Raw genomic sequence first — 24,931 nt, forward strand, 5'->3', positions numbered from 1 at the left:
ATGTCCACCCACGTTCACGTAATCAGAGCAGGCGACGGCCGCCGCCTCACCGCACCGGACGCCGACATCACGGTCCTGGTCGGCGGCGATCACGCCGGTGGAGCGTACGAAGTCTTCCTCGTCGAAGCGTCCCGGAATGCGCCGGACGGCCCACTGCACGTCGAACCGTGGCCGAAGTCCTACCACGTGCTGCGCGGCCGGATTCTCGTCCAGGCCGGAGACACCGGGTACGAGCTCGCGGCGGGGGAAACCATCGCCGTCGAGGCGGGAACGATGAATACGTTCACGGTCGTCTCCGAGTCCGCCGACTTCCTCCTAGTCACCGCCGGGGCATCCAACAGCCGCTTCTTCGGTGATCTCGACGCGGTCGGCCGCGGCGGGCACTCGCCGGAGGAAATGGACCGGCTGCTGCACGAGGTCACCGATCGGTACGGCGTCGAACTCGCGACCGGGGCGGGTGCGCCGTGATCATCGTCGCGCAGATCGCCACACTGATCGCCGCAGGCGTCCACCTGCTGGCATGCGTGTGGGAATCGTTCCTGTTCCGCAGGCCGTCGGTGCACGAGAGCATCTTCCGCATCCCGAGCGGCGACGTGCCCGCCGCCCATCTGTGGGCGTTCAACGTCGGCTTCTACAACCTGTTCCTCGGTTCCGGCGCCATCGCCGGCGTCATCCTGTGGTGGGCGGGTCACGACACTCCGGGTCGGACGCTCGTCGTCTATACCTGCCTCTTCATGTTCCTGGCGGGCATCGCCCTGGCCGTCTCGGACCGCATGGCCCTCAGCCGACAGCGCGGCGACGGCGTCGTCGGCGCACTGTCGCAGAGCGTGCCCCCACTGGTGGCCCTGATCGCGCTGGCGATCGGGTGACAACCCACGGCGTCCGATTGCCAGGAACTTCTCAGGGTCGACCGAACGGATCCTTACCCGCGGTCGGCATGATGGGAGGCATGTCCCAGGTGACCGTTCTCGCTGTCGGTGGCACCGGAGAGTCCCACCCCGATGACCACCGACGCCACGTCACCGGACTGTTGCGTGACGTCACCGACGCCCTCGACGACCGATTCGCGTCGCGGTGGGTCGGCTATCCGGCGTCGTACGGGCCGGTCGCCGCGGGCGGACTGAGTTACCGGGAGAGCACCGAAGTCGGAGTCCGCCGGTTGATCGACGCCATGGCGGAGGCTCCCGGACCGGTCATGCTGATCGGGTACTCGCAGGGATGCACCGTGATCCGCGAGGTGCTCGGGCAGATAGCCTCCGGCGTTCTGCGCGCCGACAACCTCTCCGCGGTGGGTCTCGTCTCCGACCCCGAGCAACCCGCGGGGGTGGTACCGGGCTGCCGCGGACGCGGTGTCGCGGGCGACGGCGCCCCGATCCCCGACTCCGTACCGGTCCAGTGGATCGCGCACCCGGAGGACATGATCTGCAATGCCAGCGAAGACAGCTACGTCCGCGACATCGCGGACCTCACCCGGTGGATGTCGTTTCGCGCAGTGTGGACGTGGCTTGCGCAGACATGGGAACTGATCCACCACAACAGCTTCCAGAACGCAACCAAGACACGCATCAGCCCTCGGCAGTGGCGCACCGACCTCCGCAGGCTGCGGACCGCGGCGATCGAGGTGCTCGGCTACCTTCCGCCGCGCCTCGCCTGGCGCGGTGTGCGCGTCGTCAACGCGCGGGGCGGGCGGCACGTCGCGTACGCCAGCGAACCACTCGATGCGAGCGGGCTCACCGGATGCCAGATCCTCGCCCAGTGGCTGCAGGTGCGGGCGACGTTCGAACCGCCCCTGCGCGTCGCGGCGTAAGGGTCGCGCCGATCAGGCGTCGCTGCGCGGACGCAGCGGAGTGAGCATCCGGCGGGGTGCACGCAGGGCCACGGCGACGGCGTCGCTGCGGGGACGGACGGCCTCCCCCGGTCCGGGCGCGACCACCAGGTCCTCGGGCCCCGGGATCGTGCCGCAGTCGGGGCACCGCCCGAAACGATCGAGTTGCGTTCCGCACTCCGCGTGCGAGAACACGCGGCCCGGGTAGCTGCCGGGCGACACGTACTGCTCACCCCATTGCGAGAGCGCATAGATGCTCGGCCACAGAGCTTTTCCGGCCTCGGTGAGTTCGTACTCGGGATGACCGCCGTCGGCGACCCGTTCGAGCACTCCGGCCTCGACGAGAGCGGTCAGCCGATCCGTCAGGACGGCGCGCGAGATGTCGAGGTGGGCGAGCAGGTCACTGAATCGGCGGACGCCGTAGAAACAGTCGCGCAGCACGAGCATCGTCCACCGCTCACCCACCACTTCGAGGGCGCGAGCGAGGTTGCAGTTCTGCTGCGAGTACCCGATTCCCAGTGCCACTCCCACATGCTAGCGCAACTCAGTCTTGTCACCAGACCAAATTGGTTCTATGTTCAGTCTTGTGAACAGACCACCAGCGGTTGCCCCACCGATCCGCGCACGCTCACCCCGGCCGGCGACCACGCTGTCCGTCGCGTCGCTCGGGACGTTCGTCGCCCTGGTCGCTTTCTGCGCCCCGCTCGGCAACATGCCCACCGTTGCCGCGGCGCTGTCCGCGGGCCCCGCGGCGCAGACGTGGATTCTCAGTTCGATGAGCGTCGGTCTCGCTGCGGTCCTGCTGACCGCGGGCGCACTTGCCGACGACTACGGCCGGCGCCGGGTGTTCCACTGGGGTGCCTGGCTTCTCGCGCTGGGTGCCGCGGTCGGCGCGGTCAGTCAGGAACCCGTGCTGTTCATCGTCGGACGACTGATCCAGGGAGTGGCGGGCTCGGCATTGATCGCGGCCAGCCTCGGCGCCGTCGCACATGCCTTCACCACGCCGGCGGCGCGGGCAACCGCGAGCGGAATCTGGGGCGCGAGCGTCGGCGCCGGCATCGCCGTCGGTCCCGTCCTCGCGGGCCTCCTCGACCTCGCCGGGTGGTGGCGTGGCCTGTACTGGGCACTCGCCGCCGCGTCACTCGTGATCGGACAGGTCGCGACACGCGCGCTCGCAGAATCACGCTCCGCCGTCCCGAAGCGGATCGACGTCCCGGGCGCGGTCACGCTGTGCGCCGCGATGGTCCTGGTGCTCGTCGCACTCGTCGAAGGCAGACAGGGCAACATCGCCGCCACCGTGCTCTGCGGCGCCGGCGCGGCCGCGTTCACCCTCGCCTTCGTCGCGGTCGAGCGGCGGCGACCGTTCCCGATGCTCGACCTCGCGTTGTTCCGTCGACGCGACTTCCTCGCTGCCACCCTCGCGGCCCTCGCGACCGGGGCGGGCATCATCGGCCTGATGTCGTTCGCGTGCACGTTCCTGGTCAAGACGATGCACGTCAGCACGCTGGCCGCAGCCGGGGTGATCGCCCTGTGGTCGGGCACGAGCGTCGTGGCGTCACTGCTCGCGCGCACACTCCCGGCGCGACTCGCCGGGTCGCCGCAACTCGTCATCGGACTCGCCGGCGTCGGCCTCGCCATGCTCACGATGACGGGCCTCTCCCCCGACTCGTCCCTGCTGCGCCTCGTCCCGGGACTGCTGCTCGCCGGCGTCGCCAGCGGGCTCCTCAACGCCGGCCTCGGCCGCCAAGCAGTCGCCAGCGTGCCCGCCGACCAGGGCGGCCTCGGCAGCGGCGCCAACAACACCGCCCGATACCTCGGCTCGTCCATCGGCGTCACCGTCGTCAGCATCATCGCCCTCGACCCGGCAGGCACCGTCGACGGCATGGTGTCGGGCTGGAACTACGCCGCCGTCACCACGGGGCTGATCTCACTCGTCGGCGCAGGCGTCGTCGGAATCCTCGTGCGAGGAACCGCTGTCAGACGTTGAAGCGGAACTCCACCACGTCGCCGTCGGCCATGATGTAGTCCTTGCCCTCCATGCGGACCTTGCCCGCAGCCTTGGCCGCGGCCATGGATCCGGCGGCGACGAGGTCGTCGAAGGAGACGATCTCGGCCTTGATGAAGCCGCGCTCGAAGTCGGTGTGGATGACGCCGGCGGCCTGCGGAGCGGTGTCGCCCTTGTGGATGGTCCAGGCGCGGGACTCCTTGGGACCTGCGGTGAGGTAGGTCTGCAGGCCGAGGGTGTGGAAGCCGGTGCGGGCGAGTGCGTGCAGGCCGGGCTCGGACTGTCCGATGGAGTCGAGCATCTCCTGCCGGTCCTCTTCGTCCAGCTCCAGCAGCTCCTGCTCGACCTTGGCGTCGAGGAACACGGAGTCCGCGGGGGCGACGGAGGCGCGTAGTTCGGCGACCTTCGCTTCGTCGGTGAGCACGGCCTCGTCGGCGTTGAACACGTACAGGAACGGCTTGGTGGTGAGCAGGCTCAGCTCGCGCAGCAGCGAGAAGTCCAGCTTGTCCTTCGCGCTGAACAGGGTCTTGCCCTCGTCGAGGACTTCCTGCGCCTTCAGCGCCTCCTCGTGGATGGGCTTGAGTTCCTTGTTCTTCTTCGCTTCCTTCTCCAGACGCGGCAGGGCCTTCTCCAGCGTCTGCATGTCGGCGATGACGAGCTCGGTCTCGATCACCTCGATGTCGGACGCGGGGTCGACGCGGCCGTCGACGTGCACGACGTCATCGTCGTTGAAGACGCGAACCACCTGGCAGATCGCGTCGGCCTCGCGGATGTTGGCGAGGAACTTGTTGCCGAGGCCGGCGCCCTCGGAGGCGCCCTTGACGATGCCGGCGATGTCGACGAACGACACCGTGGCGGGCAGGATGCGCTCGGAACCGAAGATCCGGGCGAGCTCGGACAGCCGCGGATCGGGCAGTTCGACCAGGCCGACGTTGGGTTCGATGGTCGCGAACGGGTAGTTCGCGGCCAGCACGTCGTTGTTGGTCAGCGCGTTGAACAAGGTGGACTTGCCGACGTTGGGCAGTCCGACGATTCCGAGGGTAAGGCTCACGGTCGTTGGATTCTACGGCGTCGGGGCCGTATCAACGACCATCGGCCTCACCAGCTCGAAGTATTGCTGTTCGCGACGAGGGCGATGATCAGGATGGCGTACCCGATGACGAAGACGACGATCAGCGCCACCCAGATCCACAGGGCGATCTTGCCGAGCGCCTTGGCGCGGTCGGACGCGTACTGGGCGCCCTGGTAGTCGCCCATCGCCCACTTCGGGTACACGTCGTGGACGTGGTTGAACGCGGCGAACGCGAGCGGCCAGAAGAAGAGGACGGCAGCCACCGCCCAGCCGGCGTTCGAGGGCGGCAGCGGCGGCGGGCCGTACTGCCCCGGGTACGGCTGCGACTGCGGCGGCTGCTGTTGCTGCGTCGGGTACTGGTAGCCGTACGCACCCGTGTCGCCGGGCTTCGGCGGCACCGGATTGCTCGACACCTCCGGATTGCTCGATGACTCCGTCATGACGTCCCCCTGTCGTGGCAGCTGACCTCGTGCGTCCACTATCCCACCTGTCTCCCCCGTGAGTGGGAAAGTGCGCCGGAGTACGCGTCGGCACTCACGTGAGGTTCTAGTCTCAGCGTGTGACCCGCTGGTTGATCGTCCTCGCGATATGGATCCTCGGACTGGGCGCCCTTGCCCTGACCCTCGGTGTGGCCACCGGGTGGTGGTTCGCCGCGGTCGTCCTTCTCGCGCTCGCAGCCCTGGGGACGTGGGATCTGCTGCAACGGCGGCACAGCATTCTGCGGAACTACCCGGTGCTGGGGCACGCGCGGTTCCTGCTCGAGAAGATCCGCCCCGAGATCCAGCAGTACTTCGTCGAATCGTCCACGGATGGAACGCCCTTCGACCGCGAGACCCGCGACCTCGTCTACGAGCGGGCCAAGGGGACCCTCGCCGAGGAGCCGTTCGGCACCGAGCGGGACGTGCACGCCGTCGGCTACGAGTTCATGGCCCATTCGCTGCGCGCCCGGATGGCGCCGCCCGAGCCGCCGACCGTGCGCATCGGCGGCCCCGACTGCGAACGGCCCTACGACATCGCGCTTCTCAACGTGTCGGCGATGAGCTTCGGCTCGCTCTCCGCCAACGCCATCGAAGCCCTCAACGCCGGGGCCGCGCGCGGCGGGTTCGCGCACGACACCGGCGAGGGCGCGATCAGCCCGTACCACCGCAAGCACGGCGGCGATCTGATCTGGGAGATCGCGTCCGGTTACTTCGGCTGCCGGACGGACGACGGTCACTTCGACCCCGGCAAGTTCGCCGAACACGCGGCACTCGAGCAGGTGAAGGCGATTTCGATCAAGCTGTCGCAGGGCGCGAAACCCGGGCTCGGCGGTGTGCTGCCCGGGGCGAAGGTGTCGCGGGAGATCGCCGAGACGCGCAGCGTGCCGGTCGGACAGACGGTGATCTCCCCGCCCGCGCACACCGCGTTCTCCACCCCGAACGAGCTGATCGACTTCATCGTCACCCTGCGCAGGCTGTCCGGCGGCAAACCCGTCGGGTTCAAATTGTGCGTCGGATCGCGCACCGAGTTCCTCGGCATCTGCAAGGCGATGCTCGAACGGGACGTCACCCCGGACTTCGTCGTCGTCGACGGCTCCGAGGGCGGAACCGGTGCGGGTCCAGTGGAATTCGAGGACAACATGGGCATGCCCCTCACCGAGGGTCTGATGCTCGTGCACAACGCGCTCACCGGCGCCGGACTGCGGAACCGCATCAAGATCGGCGCATCCGGGAAGGTCGCCAGCGCATCCGACATCGTCAAACGGATCATCCAGGGCGCCGACTTCACCCTGGCCGCCCGCGCGATGATGTTCGCCGTCGGGTGCATCCAGGCGCAGATGTGCCACACCAACCGCTGCCCCGTCGGGGTGACGACCCAGGACCCGGCGCGGACCCGCGCACTCGACGTCCCCGACAAGGCGGCCAGGGTGTTCCAGTTCCAGAAGTCGACGGTGGCGGGCGCCCAGCAGATGGTGGCATCGATGGGTCTCGACGGCTTCGACCAACTGACACCGGCGATGCTCAACCGGCGGATCGACGGAGTCACCACCCGCACCTACGCGGAACTGTACGAGTGGCTGATGCCTGGCGAACTGCTCGAGGATCCGCCGTCGGATTGGCTCACCGACTGGATCGACGCCGATTCGTCTCGCTTCTGACGTCGTTTTTTCGTCGAACCGAACGTCGGCGCAATAGGGTGACGGGGGCCACAAGAGATGTGGCATCTGTCGACGGCGTCACCCCTGGCACACAATGACAACGGGGCGCTGGGAAGGAGTTCGCGATGGCCCTGAGAGCCGCACCCGAATCCGAGATCGAGTACCTGAAAACGGATCCGGATCTACCAGCGGTCGGCGTCGTGGACCGCACCCCCATCTCACCGGCGGCGCGGATCACGTTCGCCGTCCTCGGCCTTCTCGGCGGCATCGCCTGGGTGATGATCGCGTTCATCCGCGGTGAGAACATCAACGCCGTCTGGTTCGTGGTGGCCGCCGTCTGCACCTATCTCATCGCCTACCGCTTCTACGCGCGGCTGATCGAGCGCAAACTCGTCCAACCCCGTGACGACCGGGCCACGCCCGCCGAGATCCTGGAGAACGGCAAGGACTACATGCCGACGGACCGGCGGGTGCTGTTCGGGCACCACTTCGCCGCCATCGCCGGCGCAGGCCCCCTCGTCGGTCCCGTCCTCGCCGCGCAGATGGGCTACCTGCCCGGCACGCTGTGGATCATCATCGGCGTCGTCTTCGCCGGGGCCGTCCAGGACTTCCTCGTCCTGTGGATCTCGACGAAACGGCGCGGACGCAGCCTCGGTCAGATGGCCCGCGACGAACTCGGCCTCGTCGGCGGTGTCGCCGCCATGATCGGCGTCTTCGTCATCATGATCATCCTCATCGCGGTGCTCGCCCTCGTCGTCGTCAACGCGCTCGCGGAAAGCCCGTGGGGCGTCTTCTCCATCGCCATGACCATCCCGATCGCCCTGTTCATGGGCGTCTACCTGCGGTACCTGCGCCCGGGCAAGGTCGCGGAGGTGTCGCTGATCGGCGTCGTGCTGCTGCTCCTCGCCATCGTGTCCGGCGGCTGGGTCGCCGACACCGGCTGGGGCGCCGACTGGTTCACGCTCTCCAAGGTGACCATCGCCTGGCTGATGATCGCCTACGGTTTCGCCGCATCCGTCCTGCCCGTCTGGCTGCTGCTGGCCCCGCGCGACTACCTGTCGACGTTCATGAAGATCGGCACGATCATCCTGCTGGCCATCGGCATCCTGGTCGCGCAGCCCACCATCAAGATGCCCGACGTCACGACGTTCGCCATCCAGGGCAACGGTCCCGCGTTCGCGGGCTCGCTGTTCCCGTTCCTGTTCATCACGATCGCGTGCGGCGCGCTGTCCGGCTTCCACGCCCTCATCTCCTCCGGCACCACACCCAAGCTGCTGGCGAAGGAAAAGCAGATGCGGCTGATCGGATACGGGGGCATGCTGACCGAGTCGTTCGTCGCGATCATGGCGCTCGTCACCGCGTGCATCATCGACCAGCACCTGTACTTCGCGCTCAACGCGCCGGCCACCCTCACCGGCGGGACCCCCGAGACGGCCGCCGCGTATGTGAACGGCCTCGGACTGTCCAGCCCGAACATCAGCCCCGACACGCTCGCGCAGGCCGCGGAGAACGTGGGCGAGGAGTCGATCATCTCCCGCACCGGCGGTGCCCCGACGCTCGCGTTCGGCATGTCGGAAGTGCTCAGCCAGTTCCTCGGCGGCGCCGCCCTCAAGTCGTTCTGGTATCACTTCGCGATCATGTTCGAGGCGCTGTTCATCCTCACCACCGTCGACGCAGGCACCCGTGTCGCCCGGTTCATGCTGTCGGACTCGCTCGGCAACTTCGGCGGACCCGCCCGCAAGTTCAAGGATCCGTCGTGGCGCGTCGGAGCCTGGGTGTGCTCGCTGGCCGTCGTCGGCCTGTGGGGCGCCATCCTGCTCATGGGCGTCACCGACCCGCTCGGCGGCATCAACACCCTGTTCCCGCTCTTCGGCATCGCGAACCAGCTGCTCGCCGCGATCGCCCTGACGGTGGTCCTCGCCATCGTCATGAAGAGGGGTCTCTTCAAATGGGCATGGATTCCCGGCGTTCCCCTCGTCTGGGACCTGATCGTCACCATGACGGCGTCCTGGCAGAAGATCTTCTCCGGCAACACCGCCGTCGGCTACTGGTCCCAGCACGCCGCGTTCAAGGAGGCGAAGGAAGCCGGCAAGACCAGCTTCGGTTCCGCCAAGACCCCCGAGGCCATCGACGCCGTCATCCGCAACACGTTCATCCAGGGGACCCTGTCGATCGTGTTCGCCGGCCTCGTCCTCGTCGTCGTGGTGGCCGGAGCGCTCGTCTGCATCAAGGCATTCCGGGCAGGTGGACTGCCGACCACCGAGTCACCCGAGCAGCCGTCGAAGATCTTCGCTCCCGCCGGGTTCGTCCCCACCGCCGCCGAGAAGGAACTCGACAAGGAATGGAACGAACTCATCGCGTCGGGAGCGGTGCGCGCACCCGGTGCTGCGCACACCCACACGGACAGGGCACATCACCATGATGAATAGGGTCGTGCGGGCCGTCCGGACCGCCTGGTGGTGGACGGGGTCACTGATGGGCGACCACGACTACAGCAGGTACGTCGAACACCTCCGCCGGAACCATCCGGACGCCGAGGTGCCGACCGAGCGCGAGTACTGGAGGGCGCGCTATGCGGACGCCGACGCGAACCCAGGTGCCCGCTGCTGCTGACCTCACCGGGCCGTCCCGGCGTCCCCCAGTACTGTCAGTACTGATCAACTGAGCAGACACGGCAGGGAGGACCATCTGTGACGGAGAAGGAAGCCCCGGCGCCGTCCGGGAGCGCAATCACGAAACCGGACCGCGGGCATCTCATCGGGGTGGGTGCTATGTGGGTGGCCAAGTGGTCGCTGGTCCTCGTGGCCATCTCGCTGGGCGCGTTGTTGTTCGGGTGGATCATCGAAAAGCTATGGGTGATCGTCCTCCCCGTGCTGCTGGCCGTCGTGGTGTGTACGGTGCTGTGGCCGCCGACGCGGGCGATGACGAGACGGCGTATCCCGCCGGCGGCGGCAGCCGCGACGTCGCTCGTCGTGTTCATCGCCGTCGTTGCCGGAATCATCGCGGGCATCGTGCCGTCCGTCGTCAACCAGGCACCCGAGCTGGCCAACAAGGCCACCCAGGGCATCAACCAAGTGCAGGACTGGTTGAAGGGTCCGCCGATCAACCTGCAGGACGATCAGATCGACCAGGGCATCCACACGATCGTCGTGAAGGTGCAGGAAAGTGGGACGGTCATCGCGTCCGGTGTGTTCACCGGCGTCAGCACCGCCAGCTCCCTGCTGCTCACGCTCGGCCTCGTGCTGGTGCTGTCGTTCTTCTTCATCAAGGACGGCCCGCGGTTCATCCCGTGGCTGCACTCCGTCGGCGGCGGCCGCGCGGGCCGTCACCTCGAAGTGGTGCTGGGCCGCATGTGGGACACGCTCGGCGGGTTCATCCGGACGCAGGCACTGGTCAGCCTCATCGACGCCGTCTTCATCGGCGCCGGACTGCTCATTCTCGGTGTGCCGCTCGCACCGGTCCTCGCGATCCTGACGTTCATCGGTGGCTTCGTCCCGATCATCGGTGCGTTCGTCGCCGGCGCTCTCGCCGTGCTCGTCGCGTTGGTGGCCAACGGTCTCACCACCGCCGTGATCGTGCTGATCATCATCATCGTGGTGCAGCAGATCGAGGGCAACGTGCTGCAGCCCGTTCTGCAGAGCAAGAGCATGAATCTGCACGCCGTCGTGGTTCTGCTCGCCGTGACCGCCGGTGGCTCCGTGTTCGGGATCGTCGGCGCCTTCCTCGCGGTGCCCGCCGCCGCTGTCGCCGCCGTGGTGGTGCGCTACATCGGTGAGCAGATCGACGAGCACAGCGCCGAAAGCAACATCGCCGACGCCGTCGCCGCGAACGACGACCTCGACGACGCCGAACGGGAAGGTGTCACCGTCGACGAGGCCGCCGTCGCGCCCAAGGCGGACTGACCGGCACTCAGCCGGCGACGACCTCCACCGTGGAGCCGGTGCGTCCGCGGATCACGTGCAGCCGGCTCGGGATTCGCTGACGCATCTCGTCGACGTGACTGACGATCCCGACCACCCGCCCACCGTCACGAAGCTCGTCGAGGACGCCCATCACCGAGTCGAGGGTGTCCGCGTCGAGGGTGCCGAATCCCTCGTCGATGAACATCGTGTCGAGGACGACGCCTCCCGACTCCGCCGCGACGACATCGGCGAGACCGAGCGCCAGCGACAGCGACGCCAGGAACGACTCACCGCCGGACAGGGTCTTGGCCGAACGCACCACTCCGGTGTAGTCGTCGCGGATGTCCAGCCCCAGGCCACCGCGGCGGCCTCGCGGACCGGCCTCGTCGCTGTGAACGAACTCGTACCGTCCCGCCGACATCCGGCCGAGCCGCGCGGATGCCGAGACGGCCACCTCTTCCAGCCGGGCCGCCAGCACATACGACCGCAGCGACATCTTCCTGGCGTTCTGGCCACGGCCCGCGATCACCTCGGCGAGGGCGGCCAGCTCCTCGTGCGCGGCCTGCATCGGCGCGATCGCCTCGGCGGCCTTGTCGAGCTGACCGACGAACCGTTCCAGATCGAGCAGTCGGCGCTCGGCGTCGGACGCCGCTGCGACGGCGACGTTCACGACCTCCGCGGCCGCGTCGTGCGCGTGCTGGACGGACGCCAATTCCACGGGCTCCGCCTCGGCGACGGCAACGACCTCCGGGTCGTCGAGCACGCTGCGCGCCCCGACCTCGGCGTCCCGCGCCGCCGTGAGCACGGCCTCGATCTCACTCTGGCGGGCGGGCGTCCGGACCGCGGCCAGAGCGTCGGCAGTGCCGTCGAAACCGGCGTCCCCGGCGAGTGTTTCGGCCTTCGCCGCCAGTTCACGGGCCGCCGACTCGGCTCCGGCACCGGCGTCCCGCGCGTCGAGCAGCTCGGATGCGGACTCGGCGAGGGCGTCGAGTCGTGCGCGACGAGCCGCCACGCTCGGGTCGTCACCTGCCGCCTCGCTCACCCGGGCCCGGATCTCCCCGAGCTGTGTCGTACTCGCAGTGATCCTCTCGGCCACGGTGGCGGCGTCGACGCCCACGTCCCGTGACCGTTCCTGCAGGTGACTCTCGCGGTCCCGCAGTTCGGTGAGCGATGCGGACCGGCGCTCGACCTCGTCGCCGAGCGCGGTCGCCTCCCCCACCGCCGTGTCCGCGACCGTGAGTGCCTGCGCGAGTTCGTCCGCGTCACCGTCGCCGCCGCGCTGGACGAGCACGTCGATCGCGCGCTCCACCGCGCCCAATTTCTCGGTCGCGGTCGTCAGCGCCGCCGCGGCTTTCTGCTCCGCTGCGAGGGCCTTGTCCTCGTCGGCCTTCGTGACCGACAGCTCGGACGGTTCGGCAGGCTGCGGGTGCTCGAGTGAACCGCACACCTGGCACGGGACACCGTCTTCGAGCGTGCCCGCCAGTTCGGCTGCCATGCCCGCGATCCGACGTTGCAGCAGGTCGAGCCAGTGTTCCCGCGCGTCCTGATGCTTCCGTCGGGCATCGAGCACGCCGCGCTCGAGCCGATCGCGCTCGGTGCGGCGGGCACGGAGATCCGCTGCCGCCGAGGCAGCGTCGGCTGCCCGGTCCCGGGCATCGACGAGAGCCGGCAGTGCGGCGCGGGCCTTCTGCGCCGAGTCGAGCGCCTTCTCCGCTTCCCGCAGAGCGAGCGGCAATTGTTCCCGCTCCCGGGTCAGCGCGTCACCGGCCTCGGCGAGTTCGACCTGCCGGGCGTGCAATCGCTCCACTTCGACAGCGAGCCGGTCGGCGGCGACGGATTCGGCGAGTGCTCCGTCGAGGCGCACGATCTCGTCACGCCAGGCCCGGATACTCGACCGGATGTGCTCCCGTTCGTCAGCGGTCGGAGGCCAGGACAACTCCGCCACGAGATCGGCGCCGCCCGCCGTCGAGCGCAATCCGTCCGTGATCGCCTCGACGTTCCGCGCGGCAGCCGCAGCCTTGGCCCGGGCGGCGTCGGCCTCGCGCGCGACGGTCGCGACCGGTTCGGCCCGGCGCGCATCCGCCAATTCGGCGACCAGGACCGCCCGCCGGGCCGCCCCCGCTGCGTGGGCCTCGAGTTCCGCCTCGGCTCGCCGCCTGCGGTTCTGGAGTTCGAGGACGCGGCGCGCCTCCGTGAGCGCGTCGCGGGCCATCTTCGCCCGGCTCTTGGCGTTCTGCAGGTCGTCCGCAGCCAGGTCACGGGTCCCGCGGGCCTCGTCCTCGAGCTTGTGGGCCCAGGTCACCGGATCGGCATCTGCGCCTCCCTCGATGCCCGCGGCCGTCGCGACCCGTGCCAGCAGCACGTCGATGGCCCGTTGATGCTCGTCCAGGTCGTGGGCGCCGGTGCGCCTGCGGTCGAGGAACCACTCCTCCACCGTCCCGAATCGGGTGGTGTCGAACAGCCTCTCCAGGAGCTGACCGCGTTCCTCGTTGTCGGCGCGCAGGAACTTCGCGAACTCCCCCTGCGGCAGCAGGACCACCTGGAAGAACTGGTCGGCGCTCATACCCATCAGCCGACCGACCTCGTCGGCGATGTCGGGGATTCGTGACAGGTTCTCCCCGCGGCCGTCGAGCCAGGTGAGCGTGGCCTTCGCGTTCTCCTTGATGGTCCCCGACCCACGGCGCTTGGGACGCTCGAACTCCGGGCTGCGGACGAGACGCAGATGCCGGCCCGCGATCGTCGCCTCGAGCGTCACCGTGGGAACGGAACCGGCGGGCGCGTGGTCGGACAGGAGGCGCTTGCCGTCCTTCCGTGCCCCGGGCACGGTGCCGTACAGCGCGAACGCCACCGCGTCGAGGACCGTCGTCTTACCGGCTCCGGTATGACCGTGCAGCAGGAAGAGCCCGTCCGCGCCGAGCCGGTCGAAGTCGACTTCCACGGATCCTGCGAACGGCCCGAAGGCTTCGACCTCGAGTCGATGCAGCCTCATGCCGACTGTTCCAGCGCGACGACCTCGGCGGTGTCTTCGCCGGACCGGCCGGCGAAGCCGAGTGCGGCCTCCACCAGCCGGATCTCGCCGGTCGACGGTTCGCTGCGCACGTCGGTGAGGAAGCTGCGCGTGATCTGCAGATCGCTGCGCCCGTGGACCTTGTCGCGGTAGCGCAGATCGTCGCCACCCTCGGGGCGTTGCCACTCGAGGTGCACGGCGAACGGGAATCGCGTCTGGAGTGAACGCATGGCGTCGACCGGGCGTTCCGGGTCGGTGAGCACCGCCGAGACGTAGCAGTCCTCGGCGTCGCGGAACGTGTCGTCCTCGAGCAACTCCTGCACCGTCCCGGTCAGTTGCCGGAGACCACGGACCACCGGCAGGTCGACACGCTCGACGGCCCGCAGTCCGTCGGCGTCGAGATCCACGAGGTAGACCGCCTTGCTGTGGGTGCGCTCGCCGAAGGAGTACGGCAGCGGCGAGCCCGAGTACCGGATGTTCGCCGCGAGGGTCTGCGGCGAGTGGAGGTGACCGAGCGCGACGTAGTCGACCCCGCCGAAGGCCGAAGCCGACACCGTCTCGACGCCGCCGACGGAGATGGACCTCTCCGACCCGGTGGCCTCCGCTCCCACCACGAACGCGTGGGCCAGCACGACGGACCTGGTGCGCGGTGTGGTGTCGTTCCGCCCGTCGAGGTCGGTGCGGACACGGTCCATCGCGGCGTCGAGGATCTCGGCGTGCGACCGCGCGGTCGGCACGTCGAGTTGCGCGCGGGTGATCTCGGGCTCGAGATAGGGAATGCCGTAGAACGCGACGGGACCGTGCGCGTCCTCGAGCACGACGGGCGAGCCGATCCCGGCGACCGTCGTCATGAGGTGGAGCCCGCCCGCACGGGAGAACGCGGCACCCGCCCCGAGCCGCGCGGCGGAGTCGTGGTTGCCGGACGTGGCGACGATGACCGCGCCGGCGTCCCGGATCGCTTCGAATCCGCGGTTGCACACGGTGACGGCGTCCGCGCTGGGGATCGACCGGTCGTACACGTCGCCGGGTACGACGACGACGTCCACGCCGTGCTCGGCGACGAGGGCGGCGATCGCGTCGAGCACACGGGTCTGGTCGGTGAGCAGGTCCACCCCGTGGAACGTGCGTCCGATGTGCCAGTCCGAAGTGTGCAGGATCCTCATGTCCCGAGACCGTAGAGCACCGTGCCGACAACCTCGAACACCTCGGCCGCGTGGCGTCCGAGCGATTCGACGTGTCGCTGGGGCGGGGCCCCACATGTCGCTGGGGCGCTGCCCCACATGTCGCTGGGGCGGTGCCCCACATGTCGCTGGGGGCGCCGGACATGTCGGTGGGCCGGTGCACCATGAGCCACATGAATGCACTCGCTGCACTCGGAATGCTCCTGGCGCTGGCCGCGGGCACCGCCCTCGGGTGGCTGCTGCACGCGGCGCGGAGCGGTGATCGGGCGGCGCGAGCGGAGGCACAGCTCGCCGCGCTGCGCGAGAACGAGGCCCTGCTGCGGCAGTCGCTCGGCGCGGTCAGCGAGGATTCCGCCCGCCGCCACTCGGGTGCGATCGGTGAGCAGATCTCACGGCTGGTCGGGCCGCTGCACGAGGCCGTCGGCGCCCTGGCGGAACAGGTGGACCACGTCGAACGCAACCGGGTTCACGCGTACGCCGGACTCAGTGAGCAGGTCGAGGGCATGCACCGCACCTCACAGATGCTGTCCACGCAGACGAACAGACTCGTCACGGCGCTTCGGGCGCCGCAGATCCGGGGCCGGTGGGGCGAGATCCAGCTGGAGCGGGTGGTCGAACTGGCCGGGATGGTCCGGCATTGCGACTTCGACACCCAGGTGTCGAAGGACGGTGTCCGTCCCGACCTGCTGGTGTACCTCGCGGGCGGCAAGCAGATCGTGGTCGACGCGAAGGTCCCGTTCGCGGCGTACCTGGACGCCGCGCAGACGGAAGACCCGGCCGCCCGGGAACAGCACCTCTCCCGGCACGCCCGGCAACTGCGCACGCACGTCGACCAGTTGGCCGACAAGACGTACTGGGAGTCGTTCGACCCGACGCCGGAGTTCGTGGTGCTGTTCGTGCCCGGTGATCCTTTCCTGGACGCGGCGCTGACCGCCGACTCCGGGCTGCTCGAGCACGCGTTCTCACGGAACGTGATCCTCGCCACCCCCACCACCCTCATCGCGCTGCTGCGGACCATCGCGCACACCTGGCGCCAGGAGGCACTGTCTCAGGACGCCGCGAAGATCCACCAGCTCGGCCGGGAGCTGTATTCGCGGCTGGGGACGGTCGGCGCGCACCTCGACCGTCTCGGCTCCCAACTCGGCAAGGCCGTCGACTCGTTCAATCTCACCGTCGCGTCGATGGAGTCCCGGGTCGCAGTCACCGCCCGCAAGCTTCACGACCTCGACGTGTTCGACGGCGACGTCACCGAGGTCAGCGCCGTCGATTCGTGGCCGCGACGCACAAATCTCGAGGATCTCTCAGGCTCTACCGGTCACGCCAACGAGGCTAGTTAACAAGTTGCCGCTACTGTCGTTGTGTGTCTGCAACCCAACGTGCTCGCTCTGGGGTGCCGCTCGACAGGCGGTCGATTGTCCCTACGGTCCCCGGTCTCCCCTGGTGGGGTGTCATTCTCCTGGCCGTCGGAGTCACCTTTGTCGGATTCGCTGTCGATGCGGCTCGTGGCACCGAACTCACGGCTGCGTTCTCCACGTTCTATTTCCTCGGTTGTGTCCTCGCCGTGGCGGCTGCCGGCAACCGAGCGCTGTTCACCGCGATCGTCCAGCCGCCGCTGATCCTGTTCGTCGCGGTGCCGCTCGGGCAGAGTCTCATCGCGGACGAGAACAGCACCGCACTGAAAGACCTGGCGATCAACGTCGCGTATCCACTGGTCAACCGCTTTCCGGTGATGCTCGCCGCCACGGTGGTGACCCTGCTGATCGGTGGACTCCGCCTCTTCCTGCTGCAGCAACGCAAGACCGGTCCCGCTCGCACGTCCGAGCGACGACGCGCGCAGCGGACGCCACGCGCCGCCCGCCCTCGGCGCGCCGCCGAGGAGTCGGAGCAGTCTCCGCCGCCGCGTCGGACGCGTGCCAAGGACGCGGCACGGGAGCACCCCCGCTCGGCGCGACGGGCGGCCACCCCACCGCCTCGCCGCTCGTCCTCGTCGGGCGGACGCACCGCGCCCCCACCGCCGATGGTCGACCGGGCAGCGCAGGCACCCCGCTCGACACCTCCGCGCACCACTCAGGCGCCGCGTTCGGTGCCGCCGCGGACGACGCCGCGACCCCGGCCGAACCCCGACGTGCCTGCCCACCCCATTCCGCAGGTGCGCTACCGCGACAGGTACGAGCCGCCGTTCGAGACGGAGCAGCCCCGCTAGAGCAGGGACGGGCGGGTAGCGAGCCGATCAGGTCCGCGCGGCCCGCAGCTCGCGCGGCAGTGCGAAGACCAGCGTCTCGTTGGCCGTCGTGACCGGCTGGACGTCGTGGAAGCCGTGCTCGTCGAGCAGATCGATCACACCGCGCACCAGGATCTCCGGCACGGACGCACCCGAGGTGATCCCGACCGTCCGGACACCGTCTAGCCAGGCCGGATCCACTTCGCGTGCGTAGTCGACCAGGTACGACGCCTTCGCGCCCGCACCCAGTGCCACCTCGACGAGGCGAACCGAGTTCGAGGAGTTGCGGGATCCGACGACGATGACGAGATCGCATTCGGGTGCCATCGCCTTGACGGCGACCTGACGGTTCTGGGTGGCGTAGCAGATGTCGTCGCTCGGCGGGTCCTGCAGATTCGGGAAACGCTCCCGCAGCCGGGCGACCGTCTGCATCGTCTCGTCGACGCTCAACGTGGTCTGCGACAACCAGATGACCTTCGATTCGTCGCGGACCGTCACGGCGTCGACGGAGTCGGGTCCGTCGACCAGCTGCACGTGATCGGGTGCCTCGCCGGCGGTGCCCTCCACTTCCTCGTGGCCCTCGTGGCCGATCAGGAGGATGTCGAAGTCGTCCCGGGCGAAGCGCTTGGCTTCCTGGTGGACCTTCGTGACCAGCGGGCACGTGGCGTCGATGGTGCGCAGGTTGCGCGCCGCGGCCGATTCGTGGACCGCCGGGGACACGCCGTGGGCGGAGAACACCAGCAGCGCACCCTCCGGAACCTCGTCGGTCTCGTCGACGAAGACGACACCCTGATCGGTGAGCGTCTCGACGACGTGCCGGTTGTGGACGATCTCCTTGCGCACGTAGATCGGGGCGCCATGCTTCTCGAGCGCCTTCTCCACCGTCTCGACGGCGCGGTCCACGCCGGCGCAGTAGCCGCGGGGTTCCGCGAGCAGTACGCGCTTCTCGCCGTCGGCGCGCGACGCTCCCGAATCTGCAGAACGTGTGATACCCACATTGAGTGGAACAGCCGAAGACATGGCTCCAGACTACGGGTCACCCCGTACGGACGACACTTTCGCGGGGCCTCGGCCGGGTAGTGTGCGCATCGTCGCACCGAAGTCGTCGACGCTGTGGGCACGTCGGCTACCCAAACGTGCCGTTGTCAGGCAGGCTGTGGGAATGATTCGTCCCCCGTTCGTGGCGCGTGTCGCCGCTGGAATCGCCGTGACGGCCGTCGAAGAGGCCAGGAAACTGCCGACCACCGCGGCGACCCTGCCCATGACCGCAGTCAGTCAGGTGCTGCAGACCACGATGCGTGTTCAGCAGTCCATGACGGCGCTGGCCATCAAGGGCGACCAGGCTTTCGCACTGATCAACTGGACCCACGACGAGGAGCAGCCGGTCTGGGCCGTCTTCGACGAGGACACCGATCCGGTACCCGCCGTCGACAGCGGGACCGACGAGCGGTCGGCCGGGCCTGGGCGGTTCGCCCTGTACTCGCTGAGTCCGCAGGACGAGAGCACTCCTGAGAAGGTCTCGACCCCGAAGGCTGCTCCCGCCGCCACCAACGGCGCCGCCTCCGTGAAGTCGGTGAGCAAGAAGGCCGCGACCTCCGCCCCGACGGTGGCCGAACCCGAGATCGCCGTCGTACTCGACTACGGCACGCTGACGCTCGCCCAGCTGCGGGCGCGCCTGCGCAGCCTGTCCGTCGAGGACCTCACGACGCTGCTGGACTACGAGAACGCGACCCTGGCACGCGCACCGTTCCAGACCATGCTGACCAACCGCATCACCTCCGCCAAGGCCAAGTGACCTCCGCACAGCCCCGCGCAGCCAGTACCGGACCGAGTACCGCCGAGCAGCCGTGGCCGGTCCGCACCGTGTCGGCCAAGGTCGCACAGTGGATCGACCGGCTCGGGAGTGTCTGGGTCGAGGGACAGATCACCCAGATCAACGCGCGTCCGGGAACCCGGACCGCGTTTCTGGTGCTGCGGGATCCGTCCGTCGACATGTCGTTGTCGGTGACCTGCTCCCCGCAGCTGTTGCAGAACTCCCCTGTCCCGCTCACCGAGGGCAGCCGGGTGGTGATGTTCGGCAAGTTGTCGTTCTACACCGGCCGCGGGTCGGTCTCGCTGCGGGTGACGGAGATCCGCGCGATCGGGATCGGTGAACTCCTCGCCCGGATCGAGCGGCTGCGCGCGCTGCTGGCAGCGGAGGGTCTGTTCGACCCTCGACTGAAGCGTCCGCTGCCGTTCCTGCCGGGCACCATCGGGCTGATCACCGGTCGCGCCAGCGCCGCCGAGCACGACGTTCTCAGCGTGGCGCAGCGCCGCTGGCCCGCCGTGCGCTTCGAGGTGCGCAACACCCCGGTGCAGGGCGCGACCGCCGTTCCGCAGATCCTCGACGCGTTGAAGGAACTGGACGCCGACCCGCACGTCGACGTCATCATCCTCGCGCGCGGCGGCGGCAGCGTGGAGGATCTGCTGCCGTTCTCCGACGAGACGCTGTGCCGCGCGATCGTCGCCTGCCGAACTCCGGTGGTCAGCGCCATCGGCCACGAGCCGGACAGTCCGCTCAGCGATCACGTCGCCGACCTGCGGGCCGCGACACCGACGGACGCTGCCAAGCGGGTCGTACCGGATGCCGTCGCCGAGCAGGCGCTGGTCGGCGAACTGCGGTTGCGGAGCGCGGCTGCTCTCCGCAACTGGGTGCAGCGCGAGTCCCACCTGATCTCCCAGCTGCGGAGCCGGCCGGTGCTCGCCGATCCGCTGCGCGCACTCGACCACCGGTCGGACGAGGTCGAGCGACTGCGGGAGGCCGGGCGACGCGACATCAGCCGGGCGATCGCCGCGGAGAGCACCACGATCGAGCACCTGCGGGCACGGCTGACGACCCTCGGCCCCGCTGCGACCCTGGCCCGCGGCTACTCCGTGGTCCAGCGGATCGTGCCCGACGGCGATCCCGAGGTCCTGCGTTCGGTCGACGACGCCCCGCCGGGCACCCAGATTCGCGTTCGAGTCGCCGACGGCGCAATCCGTGCCGCGGTGATGGGAAAGGACAAGTAGGACATGAGCAAGCCCACCGGAAACGACACCGACATCGCGGAGCTCGGCTACGAGGCGGCGCGCGACGAACTCGTCGACGTGGTCAAGGTGCTCGAACAGGGCGGCCTCGACCTCGACGCGTCACTCGCGCTGTGGGAGCGGGGCGAGGCCCTGGCCAAACGCTGCGAGGAGCACCTCGCAGGGGCACGCAAGCGCGTCGAGACGGCGCTCGCCCACGCCGACGACGAGGGCTGACACGCCCCCGGTCGTCAGGCGGCGAGGACGGGGGCGTCGGCCGCGGCGGTGGTGAGTTGCTCGAACGCCTCGGGTGACGCACTGCCCGTCACGAGGAGCCGGACGTCGCCGAAGTCGGAGACCCAGATCGGCTCGACGCCCTCCCCGCCGTACACGATCCAGCTGTGACCTGCGACGTCCTCGGTTCCCGTCGCCGTACGCGGACCACCCGCGACGAACGGCACGAGCACCGTCTCGACGGCATTGCTCTGCGTCAGCTGGATGTAGCGGCCTGCCTCGGTGATGAAGCCGACGGTGCTCGAATCGCCGCCGCCGTCGCCGCTGACGATGCTGCGGCTGCCCGAGTTGGGCGTCCAGCCCTCCGGTGTCTCCGGCTTGCGCACCGGGAACGGAAGGTCCTGCGCGTCGTACTTCAGCGCCGCATCGACGTCGAAGCTGGGAATCGGACCACTGGTGGGTCCGCCCGGGCTGAACGTGCACTGGCTGGCGATACCCGCGATCAGTACGCAAAACAGGACAAGGGGTACGAGCGACCACACCATGTCGCGGTTGTTGTGCAGGATGCGGGGTTTATCAGATGCCACGCCCACCAGTATCCAGGGTCGGTCCCGGAACAACGATTCTCGGTCCCATGATTCGCGCCCCAGCAGCGCACGTCACACTTCTTTCTGGGAGAATCAGCAGCGAGATCCACTCGACACTCGGCGGCCGACGGCCACCGACACAGCGTCGACGTACAACGTCGACCGTGACTGCACCAGGAGGCACTGCCCATGACGGCTAGCACCACTTCGAGTCGCCGCGAGGCCCCGGACCGAAATCTTGCTCTGGAATTGGTCCGAGTCACCGAGGCTGGTGCGATGGCTGCCGGTCGCTGGGTCGGCCGTGGCGACAAGGAGGGCGGCGACGGAGCCGCCGTCGACGCCATGCGCCAGCTCGTCAGCTCGGTCTCGATGCGCGGCGTCGTCGTCATCGGCGAGGGCGAGAAGGACGAAGCTCCGATGCTGTTCAACGGCGAAGAGGTCGGCAACGGCGACGGACCCGACTGCGACTTCGCCGTCGACCCGGTCGACGGAACCACCCTGATGGCGAAGGGCATGCCCAACGCGATCGCCGTGCTCGCGGTCGCCGAGCGCGGCGCGATGTTCGACCCGTCTGCCGTGTTCTACATGGAGAAGATCGCCGTCGGCCCCGACGCCGCCGATGTCATCGACATCACAGCGCCCGTCGCCGAGAACATCAAGCGCGTCGCGAAAGTCCGCAAGGCGTCCCCCTCCGACGTGACGGTCTGCATCCTCGACCGTCCGCGGCACGCCAGGCTGATCCAGGAGGTCCGGGACACCGGCGCCCGGATCCGTCTCATCTCCGACGGCGACGTCGCGGGTGCGATCGCCGCCGCACGTCCGGAGTCGGGCACCGACATCCTGATCGGCACCGGTGGAACGCCCGAGGGCATCATCGCCGCCGCCGCCATGCGCTGTATGGGTGGTTCGCTGCAGGGCCGGCTGGCCCCGACCGACGACGCTGAGCGCCAGAAGGCCATCGACGCAGGCCACGACCTGGACCGTGTGCTCACCACCGAAGATCTCGTGTCCGGTGAGAACGTCTTCTTCTGCGCCACCGGTGTCACGGACGGCGACCTGCTCCGCGGTGTCCGCTACTACGGTGGCGGCGCCTCGACCCAGTCGATCGTGATGCGGTCGAAGTCGGGCACCGTCCGCATGATCGACGCGTACCACCGTCTCGAGAAGTTGCGCGAGTACTCGTCCGTGGACTTCACGGGCGAGGACGGCGCCATTCCGCCGACGTTCTAGGCAGCTCCGCTGCCCGTGCGCCTTTCCGGTAGCCAGAGCTACCGGAAAGGCGCACGGGGAGCGCCCCCACGACGCGCTCAGAAGTGGCATGTTTGACGCATGACCGAGAGCAACGAGCAGCAGTACCGGATCGAACACGACACCATGGGCGAGGTGCGGGTGCCCGTGGATGCCCTGTGGCGCGCGCAAACTCAGCGCGCCGTCGAGAACTTCCCGATCAGCGGTCGAGGTCTCGAGCGCACCCAGATACGTGCAATGGGTCTGCTGAAAGCAGCCTGCGCGCAGGTCAACAAGGACCTCGGCCTCCTCGACGCCGAGAAGGCGGACGCCATTATCGCCGCGGCGGGCGAGATCGCCGAGGGCAAGCACGACGATCAATTCCCCATCGACGTCTTCCAGACGGGCTCGGGCACCAGTTCCAACATGAACGCCAACGAGGTGATCGCGTCGATCGCCGCGGCGAACGGTGTGGTCGTCCACCCCAACGACGATGTCAACATGTCGCAGTCGTCCAACGACACGTTTCCCACCGCGACGCATGTCGCGGCCACCGAGTCCGCGGTGAAGGACCTCCTCCCCGCCCTCGACCACCTGCGCCTGGCCCTGCTCGACAAGTCCACCGAGTGGAAGCACGTCGTGAAGTCGGGCCGCACCCACCTCATGGACGCCGTCCCGGTGACCCTCGGCCAGGAGTTCGGCGGTTACGCCCGCCAGATGGAGGCGGGGATGGAGCGGGTCGTCGCCTGCCTTCCCCGGCTCGGTGAGCTGCCCATCGGCGGCACCGCGGTCGGAACGGGACTCAATGCCCCCGACGGATTCGGCCCGAAGGTCGTCGCCGAACTGGTGAAGGCGACGGGCGTCGACGCCCTCACACCGGCGAAGAACAGTTTCGAGGCGCAGGCGGCGCGTGACGGCCTGGTGGAGGCGTCCGGCGCGCTGCGCACCATCGCGGTGTCCCTGACCAAGATCGCCAACGACATCCGCTGGATGGGATCGGGACCGCTCACCGGTCTCGGCGAGATCCGTCTCCCCGACCTGCAGCCCGGCAGTTCGATCATGCCCGGCAAGGTCAATCCGGTGCTCCCGGAGGCTGCCACCCAGGTCGCCGCTCAGGTGGTCGGCAACGATGCCGCGGTCGCCTGGGGCGGTGCCGCCGGCGCGTTCGAGCTCAACGTCTACATCCCGATGATGGCGCGGAACCTGCTCGAGTCGTTGACGTTGCTGGCCAACGTCACGCGACTGTTCGCCGACCGGTGTGTCGTGGGGCTCGTCGCGAACACCGAGCACCTCAAGACGCTCGCGGAGTCGTCGCCGTCCATCGTGACGCCACTGAACTCCGCGATCGGGTACGAGGAGGCCGCTGCTGTCGCCAAGCAGGCGCTGAAGGAGAAGAAGACCATCCGCGAGACCGTCGTCGACCGTGGTCTGATCGGCGACAAGCTGAGCGAGGAAGAACTCGACAAGCGTCTCGACGTGCTGGCGATGGCGAAGGTGAAGGACTGAGCCTGCCGACGGAGAGGGCCCGCACTCGATCGAGTGCGGGCCCTCTCGCGCAGAAGTCCTACAGCAGCGCGGACAGCTCGTCGCGGGCCTTCTCGCCCTCCGAGCCGAGATCGGTACGGTCGGCGATGTTCCACGAGCGGAGCAGCGGAGCGAACACCTTCTCCCCCTGCTGTGCGGGGTCGTAGATACCGGCCTCGGCGAGCACGGCGGTGCTGTCGGTTCCGCCGGGCAGTGCCACGCTCGGCACGTCGAATGCGGCGATCCGCGACGCGATCGCGCGCATCGTCTGATCGGGTACCAGCTCGAACGCGGCCTCGACGATGTTCCGGTAGAACAGCGACTGCAGTTCGTCGTCCGCGGCCAGCCGCTCGGCGATCACGGCCACCAGCGGGTCCTCGCCGAGTGCCGCCGTGTTGTGATGACGCACCGCCGCGGCCTTCTCCTCGAACGCGGAGTTCGCGAGCATCTCGACCAAATGCATCGGCGGCATCGCGTAACCGCGGACCATCTCGTCCATCCGGGCGCGCTCGAGGGCGACGGGGTCGACGGCGCGCGTCACCATCAGGTAGTTCCGGAGGACGATGGAGTGCCGGTTCTCCTCCGCGGTCCAGCGGCCCACCCAGCGCCACCACGGGCCCACCTGGGCGAGGTGCTTGGCGATCTCCCGGTGGTACGCGGGCACATTGTCCGCCACCAGCACACCCACGGTCAGTGCGAGCGCCTCGACGTCGCTCAGCGTCGACTGATCTGCCGACCAATCCGTTCCACCCATGAACGCAAAGTTCTTGCCCTGGTCCCAGGGAACCAGATCGTGCGGCTGCCAGCCGTCCGCCTCGGCGATGTGACGTGTGAGGTTTTCGTCCACCACCGGGGCCAGCTCACTGAGCAGCTGCGAGTCATTCTTTTCAATCGGCATCCGCACACCGTAGCGTCCGCGCCGGGGCACCGGGTCGACCACCGGTGAATTCGACGGGAACAACGG

The 24,931-nt window shown here is 68.8% G+C and carries 23 protein-coding genes; 15 read left to right on the plus strand and 8 right to left on the minus strand.

Annotated elements, in window-relative coordinates:
- From GO592_RS20355 to GO592_RS20365, 3 genes are all read left to right on the plus strand, one after another.
- Complete coding sequence (locus GO592_RS20355) at positions 1-468, plus strand: hypothetical protein (RefSeq protein ID WP_007300222.1); 468 nt, start codon at positions 1-3, stop codon at positions 466-468.
- On the plus strand, positions 465-869 hold the full coding sequence (locus tag GO592_RS20360; RefSeq protein WP_007300221.1) for a DUF1304 domain-containing protein: 405 nt from the start codon (positions 465-467) through the stop codon (positions 867-869). The genes GO592_RS20355 and GO592_RS20360 overlap by 4 nt, the downstream gene beginning before the upstream one ends.
- A gap of 68 nt (positions 870-937) precedes the next feature.
- Positions 938-1,807, plus strand: coding sequence for a cutinase family protein (locus tag GO592_RS20365; protein ID WP_007300220.1), 870 nt, complete (start codon positions 938-940; stop codon positions 1,805-1,807).
- 12 nt (positions 1,808-1,819) lie between these two features.
- On the opposite strand, the gene GO592_RS20370 is transcribed toward GO592_RS20365, so the two are convergent.
- Positions 1,820-2,356 carry a winged helix-turn-helix transcriptional regulator gene (locus GO592_RS20370; RefSeq protein ID WP_007300219.1) on the minus strand — a complete coding sequence of 179 codons (537 nt, stop codon included), beginning with the start codon at positions 2,354-2,356 and terminating at the stop codon, positions 1,820-1,822.
- A 55-nt stretch (positions 2,357-2,411) separates the two neighbouring features.
- On the opposite strand from GO592_RS20370, the gene GO592_RS20375 reads away from it, so the two are divergent.
- Positions 2,412-3,812: an MFS transporter gene (locus tag GO592_RS20375; protein WP_039952755.1), complete on the plus strand. Its 1,401-nt coding sequence runs from the start codon at positions 2,412-2,414 to the stop codon at positions 3,810-3,812.
- Here GO592_RS20375 and ychF read toward each other — a convergent pair.
- Complete coding sequence (gene ychF / locus GO592_RS20380; protein ID WP_005239054.1) at positions 3,802-4,881, minus strand: redox-regulated ATPase YchF; 1,080 nt, start codon at positions 4,879-4,881, stop codon at positions 3,802-3,804. The two genes, GO592_RS20375 and ychF, sit on opposite strands and share 11 nt — an antisense overlap.
- A gap of 47 nt (positions 4,882-4,928) precedes the next feature.
- On the minus strand, positions 4,929-5,342 hold the full coding sequence (locus tag GO592_RS20385) for a CD225/dispanin family protein (protein WP_005560516.1): 414 nt from the start codon (positions 5,340-5,342) through the stop codon (positions 4,929-4,931).
- A 119-nt stretch (positions 5,343-5,461) separates the two neighbouring features.
- Here GO592_RS20385 and GO592_RS20390 point away from each other — a divergent pair, with 119 nt between their 5' ends.
- From GO592_RS20390 to GO592_RS20405, 4 genes are all read left to right on the plus strand, one after another.
- Positions 5,462-7,039 (plus strand): FMN-binding glutamate synthase family protein, encoded by a 1,578-nt coding sequence (locus GO592_RS20390; protein ID WP_007300217.1) that lies wholly within the window; start codon positions 5,462-5,464, stop codon positions 7,037-7,039.
- Between the two features lie 125 nt (positions 7,040-7,164).
- Complete coding sequence (locus GO592_RS20395; RefSeq protein ID WP_007300216.1) at positions 7,165-9,468, plus strand: carbon starvation CstA family protein; 2,304 nt, start codon at positions 7,165-7,167, stop codon at positions 9,466-9,468.
- A complete protein-coding gene (locus tag GO592_RS20400; RefSeq protein ID WP_157234334.1) occupies positions 9,461-9,652 on the plus strand; it encodes a YbdD/YjiX family protein in 192 nt (63 codons plus the stop codon). Before GO592_RS20395 ends, GO592_RS20400 begins: the two co-directional genes overlap by 8 nt.
- Before the next feature lie 77 nt (positions 9,653-9,729).
- Positions 9,730-10,941: an AI-2E family transporter gene (locus GO592_RS20405; RefSeq protein WP_007300214.1), complete on the plus strand. Its 1,212-nt coding sequence runs from the start codon at positions 9,730-9,732 to the stop codon at positions 10,939-10,941.
- A gap of 7 nt (positions 10,942-10,948) precedes the next feature.
- Here GO592_RS20405 and GO592_RS20410 read toward each other — a convergent pair whose 3' ends face one another.
- Positions 10,949-13,930, minus strand: a complete 2,982-nt coding sequence (locus tag GO592_RS20410; RefSeq protein ID WP_007300213.1) for an AAA family ATPase — start codon at positions 13,928-13,930, stop codon at positions 10,949-10,951.
- Positions 13,927-15,111: an exonuclease SbcCD subunit D gene (locus GO592_RS20415; RefSeq protein WP_007300212.1), complete on the minus strand. Its 1,185-nt coding sequence runs from the start codon at positions 15,109-15,111 to the stop codon at positions 13,927-13,929. The genes GO592_RS20410 and GO592_RS20415 overlap by 4 nt, the downstream gene beginning before the upstream one ends.
- Before the next feature lie 191 nt (positions 15,112-15,302).
- On the opposite strand from GO592_RS20415, the gene GO592_RS20420 reads away from it, so the two are divergent.
- On the plus strand, positions 15,303-16,466 hold the full coding sequence (locus tag GO592_RS20420) for a DNA recombination protein RmuC (protein WP_039952753.1): 1,164 nt from the start codon (positions 15,303-15,305) through the stop codon (positions 16,464-16,466).
- 23 nt (positions 16,467-16,489) lie between these two features.
- Positions 16,490-17,332 (plus strand): DUF6542 domain-containing protein, encoded by an 843-nt coding sequence (locus tag GO592_RS20425; protein WP_039952721.1) that lies wholly within the window; start codon positions 16,490-16,492, stop codon positions 17,330-17,332.
- Positions 17,333-17,359: 27 nt separating this feature from the next.
- On the opposite strand, the gene GO592_RS20430 is transcribed toward GO592_RS20425, so the two are convergent.
- Positions 17,360-18,370 carry a 4-hydroxy-3-methylbut-2-enyl diphosphate reductase gene (locus GO592_RS20430; RefSeq protein ID WP_005239003.1) on the minus strand — a complete coding sequence of 337 codons (1,011 nt, stop codon included), beginning with the start codon at positions 18,368-18,370 and terminating at the stop codon, positions 17,360-17,362.
- A gap of 142 nt (positions 18,371-18,512) precedes the next feature.
- Between GO592_RS20430 and GO592_RS20435 the strand changes: the two genes are divergently transcribed.
- The 3 genes from GO592_RS20435 to GO592_RS20445 are packed head-to-tail and all read left to right on the plus strand — an operon-like array spanning position 18,513 to position 20,632.
- Positions 18,513-19,145 (plus strand): lipid droplet-associated protein, encoded by a 633-nt coding sequence (locus GO592_RS20435; RefSeq protein ID WP_039952750.1) that lies wholly within the window; start codon positions 18,513-18,515, stop codon positions 19,143-19,145.
- On the plus strand, positions 19,142-20,398 hold the full coding sequence (xseA, locus tag GO592_RS20440; RefSeq protein WP_007300208.1) for an exodeoxyribonuclease VII large subunit: 1,257 nt from the start codon (positions 19,142-19,144) through the stop codon (positions 20,396-20,398). Before GO592_RS20435 ends, xseA begins: the two co-directional genes overlap by 4 nt.
- Positions 20,399-20,401: 3 nt before the next feature.
- Positions 20,402-20,632 carry an exodeoxyribonuclease VII small subunit gene (locus GO592_RS20445; protein WP_005239000.1) on the plus strand — a complete coding sequence of 77 codons (231 nt, stop codon included), beginning with the start codon at positions 20,402-20,404 and terminating at the stop codon, positions 20,630-20,632.
- A gap of 14 nt (positions 20,633-20,646) precedes the next feature.
- Here GO592_RS20445 and GO592_RS20450 read toward each other — a convergent pair whose 3' ends face one another.
- Positions 20,647-21,216 (minus strand): DUF4245 domain-containing protein, encoded by a 570-nt coding sequence (locus GO592_RS20450; RefSeq protein ID WP_039952749.1) that lies wholly within the window; start codon positions 21,214-21,216, stop codon positions 20,647-20,649.
- 189 nt (positions 21,217-21,405) lie between these two features.
- On the opposite strand from GO592_RS20450, the gene glpX reads away from it, so the two are divergent.
- Both glpX and GO592_RS20460 read left to right on the plus strand, forming a co-directional pair.
- Positions 21,406-22,446 carry a class II fructose-bisphosphatase gene (glpX, locus tag GO592_RS20455; RefSeq protein WP_039952719.1) on the plus strand — a complete coding sequence of 347 codons (1,041 nt, stop codon included), beginning with the start codon at positions 21,406-21,408 and terminating at the stop codon, positions 22,444-22,446.
- Between the two features lie 99 nt (positions 22,447-22,545).
- Entirely contained in the window at positions 22,546-23,949 is a 1,404-nt protein-coding gene (locus GO592_RS20460; RefSeq protein WP_005238997.1) for a class II fumarate hydratase, read from the plus strand.
- A 58-nt stretch (positions 23,950-24,007) separates the two neighbouring features.
- Here GO592_RS20460 and GO592_RS20465 read toward each other — a convergent pair whose 3' ends face one another.
- A complete protein-coding gene (locus tag GO592_RS20465) occupies positions 24,008-24,865 on the minus strand; it encodes an acyl-ACP desaturase (RefSeq protein ID WP_039952748.1) in 858 nt (285 codons plus the stop codon).
- Positions 24,866-24,931 lie beyond the last annotated feature (66 nt).

Origin of the sequence: Rhodococcus sp. 21391, assembly GCF_016772255.1 — a bacterium.
In the GTDB taxonomy this organism is placed as follows: Bacteria; Actinomycetota; Actinomycetes; order Mycobacteriales; family Mycobacteriaceae; genus Rhodococcus_F; species Rhodococcus_F opacus.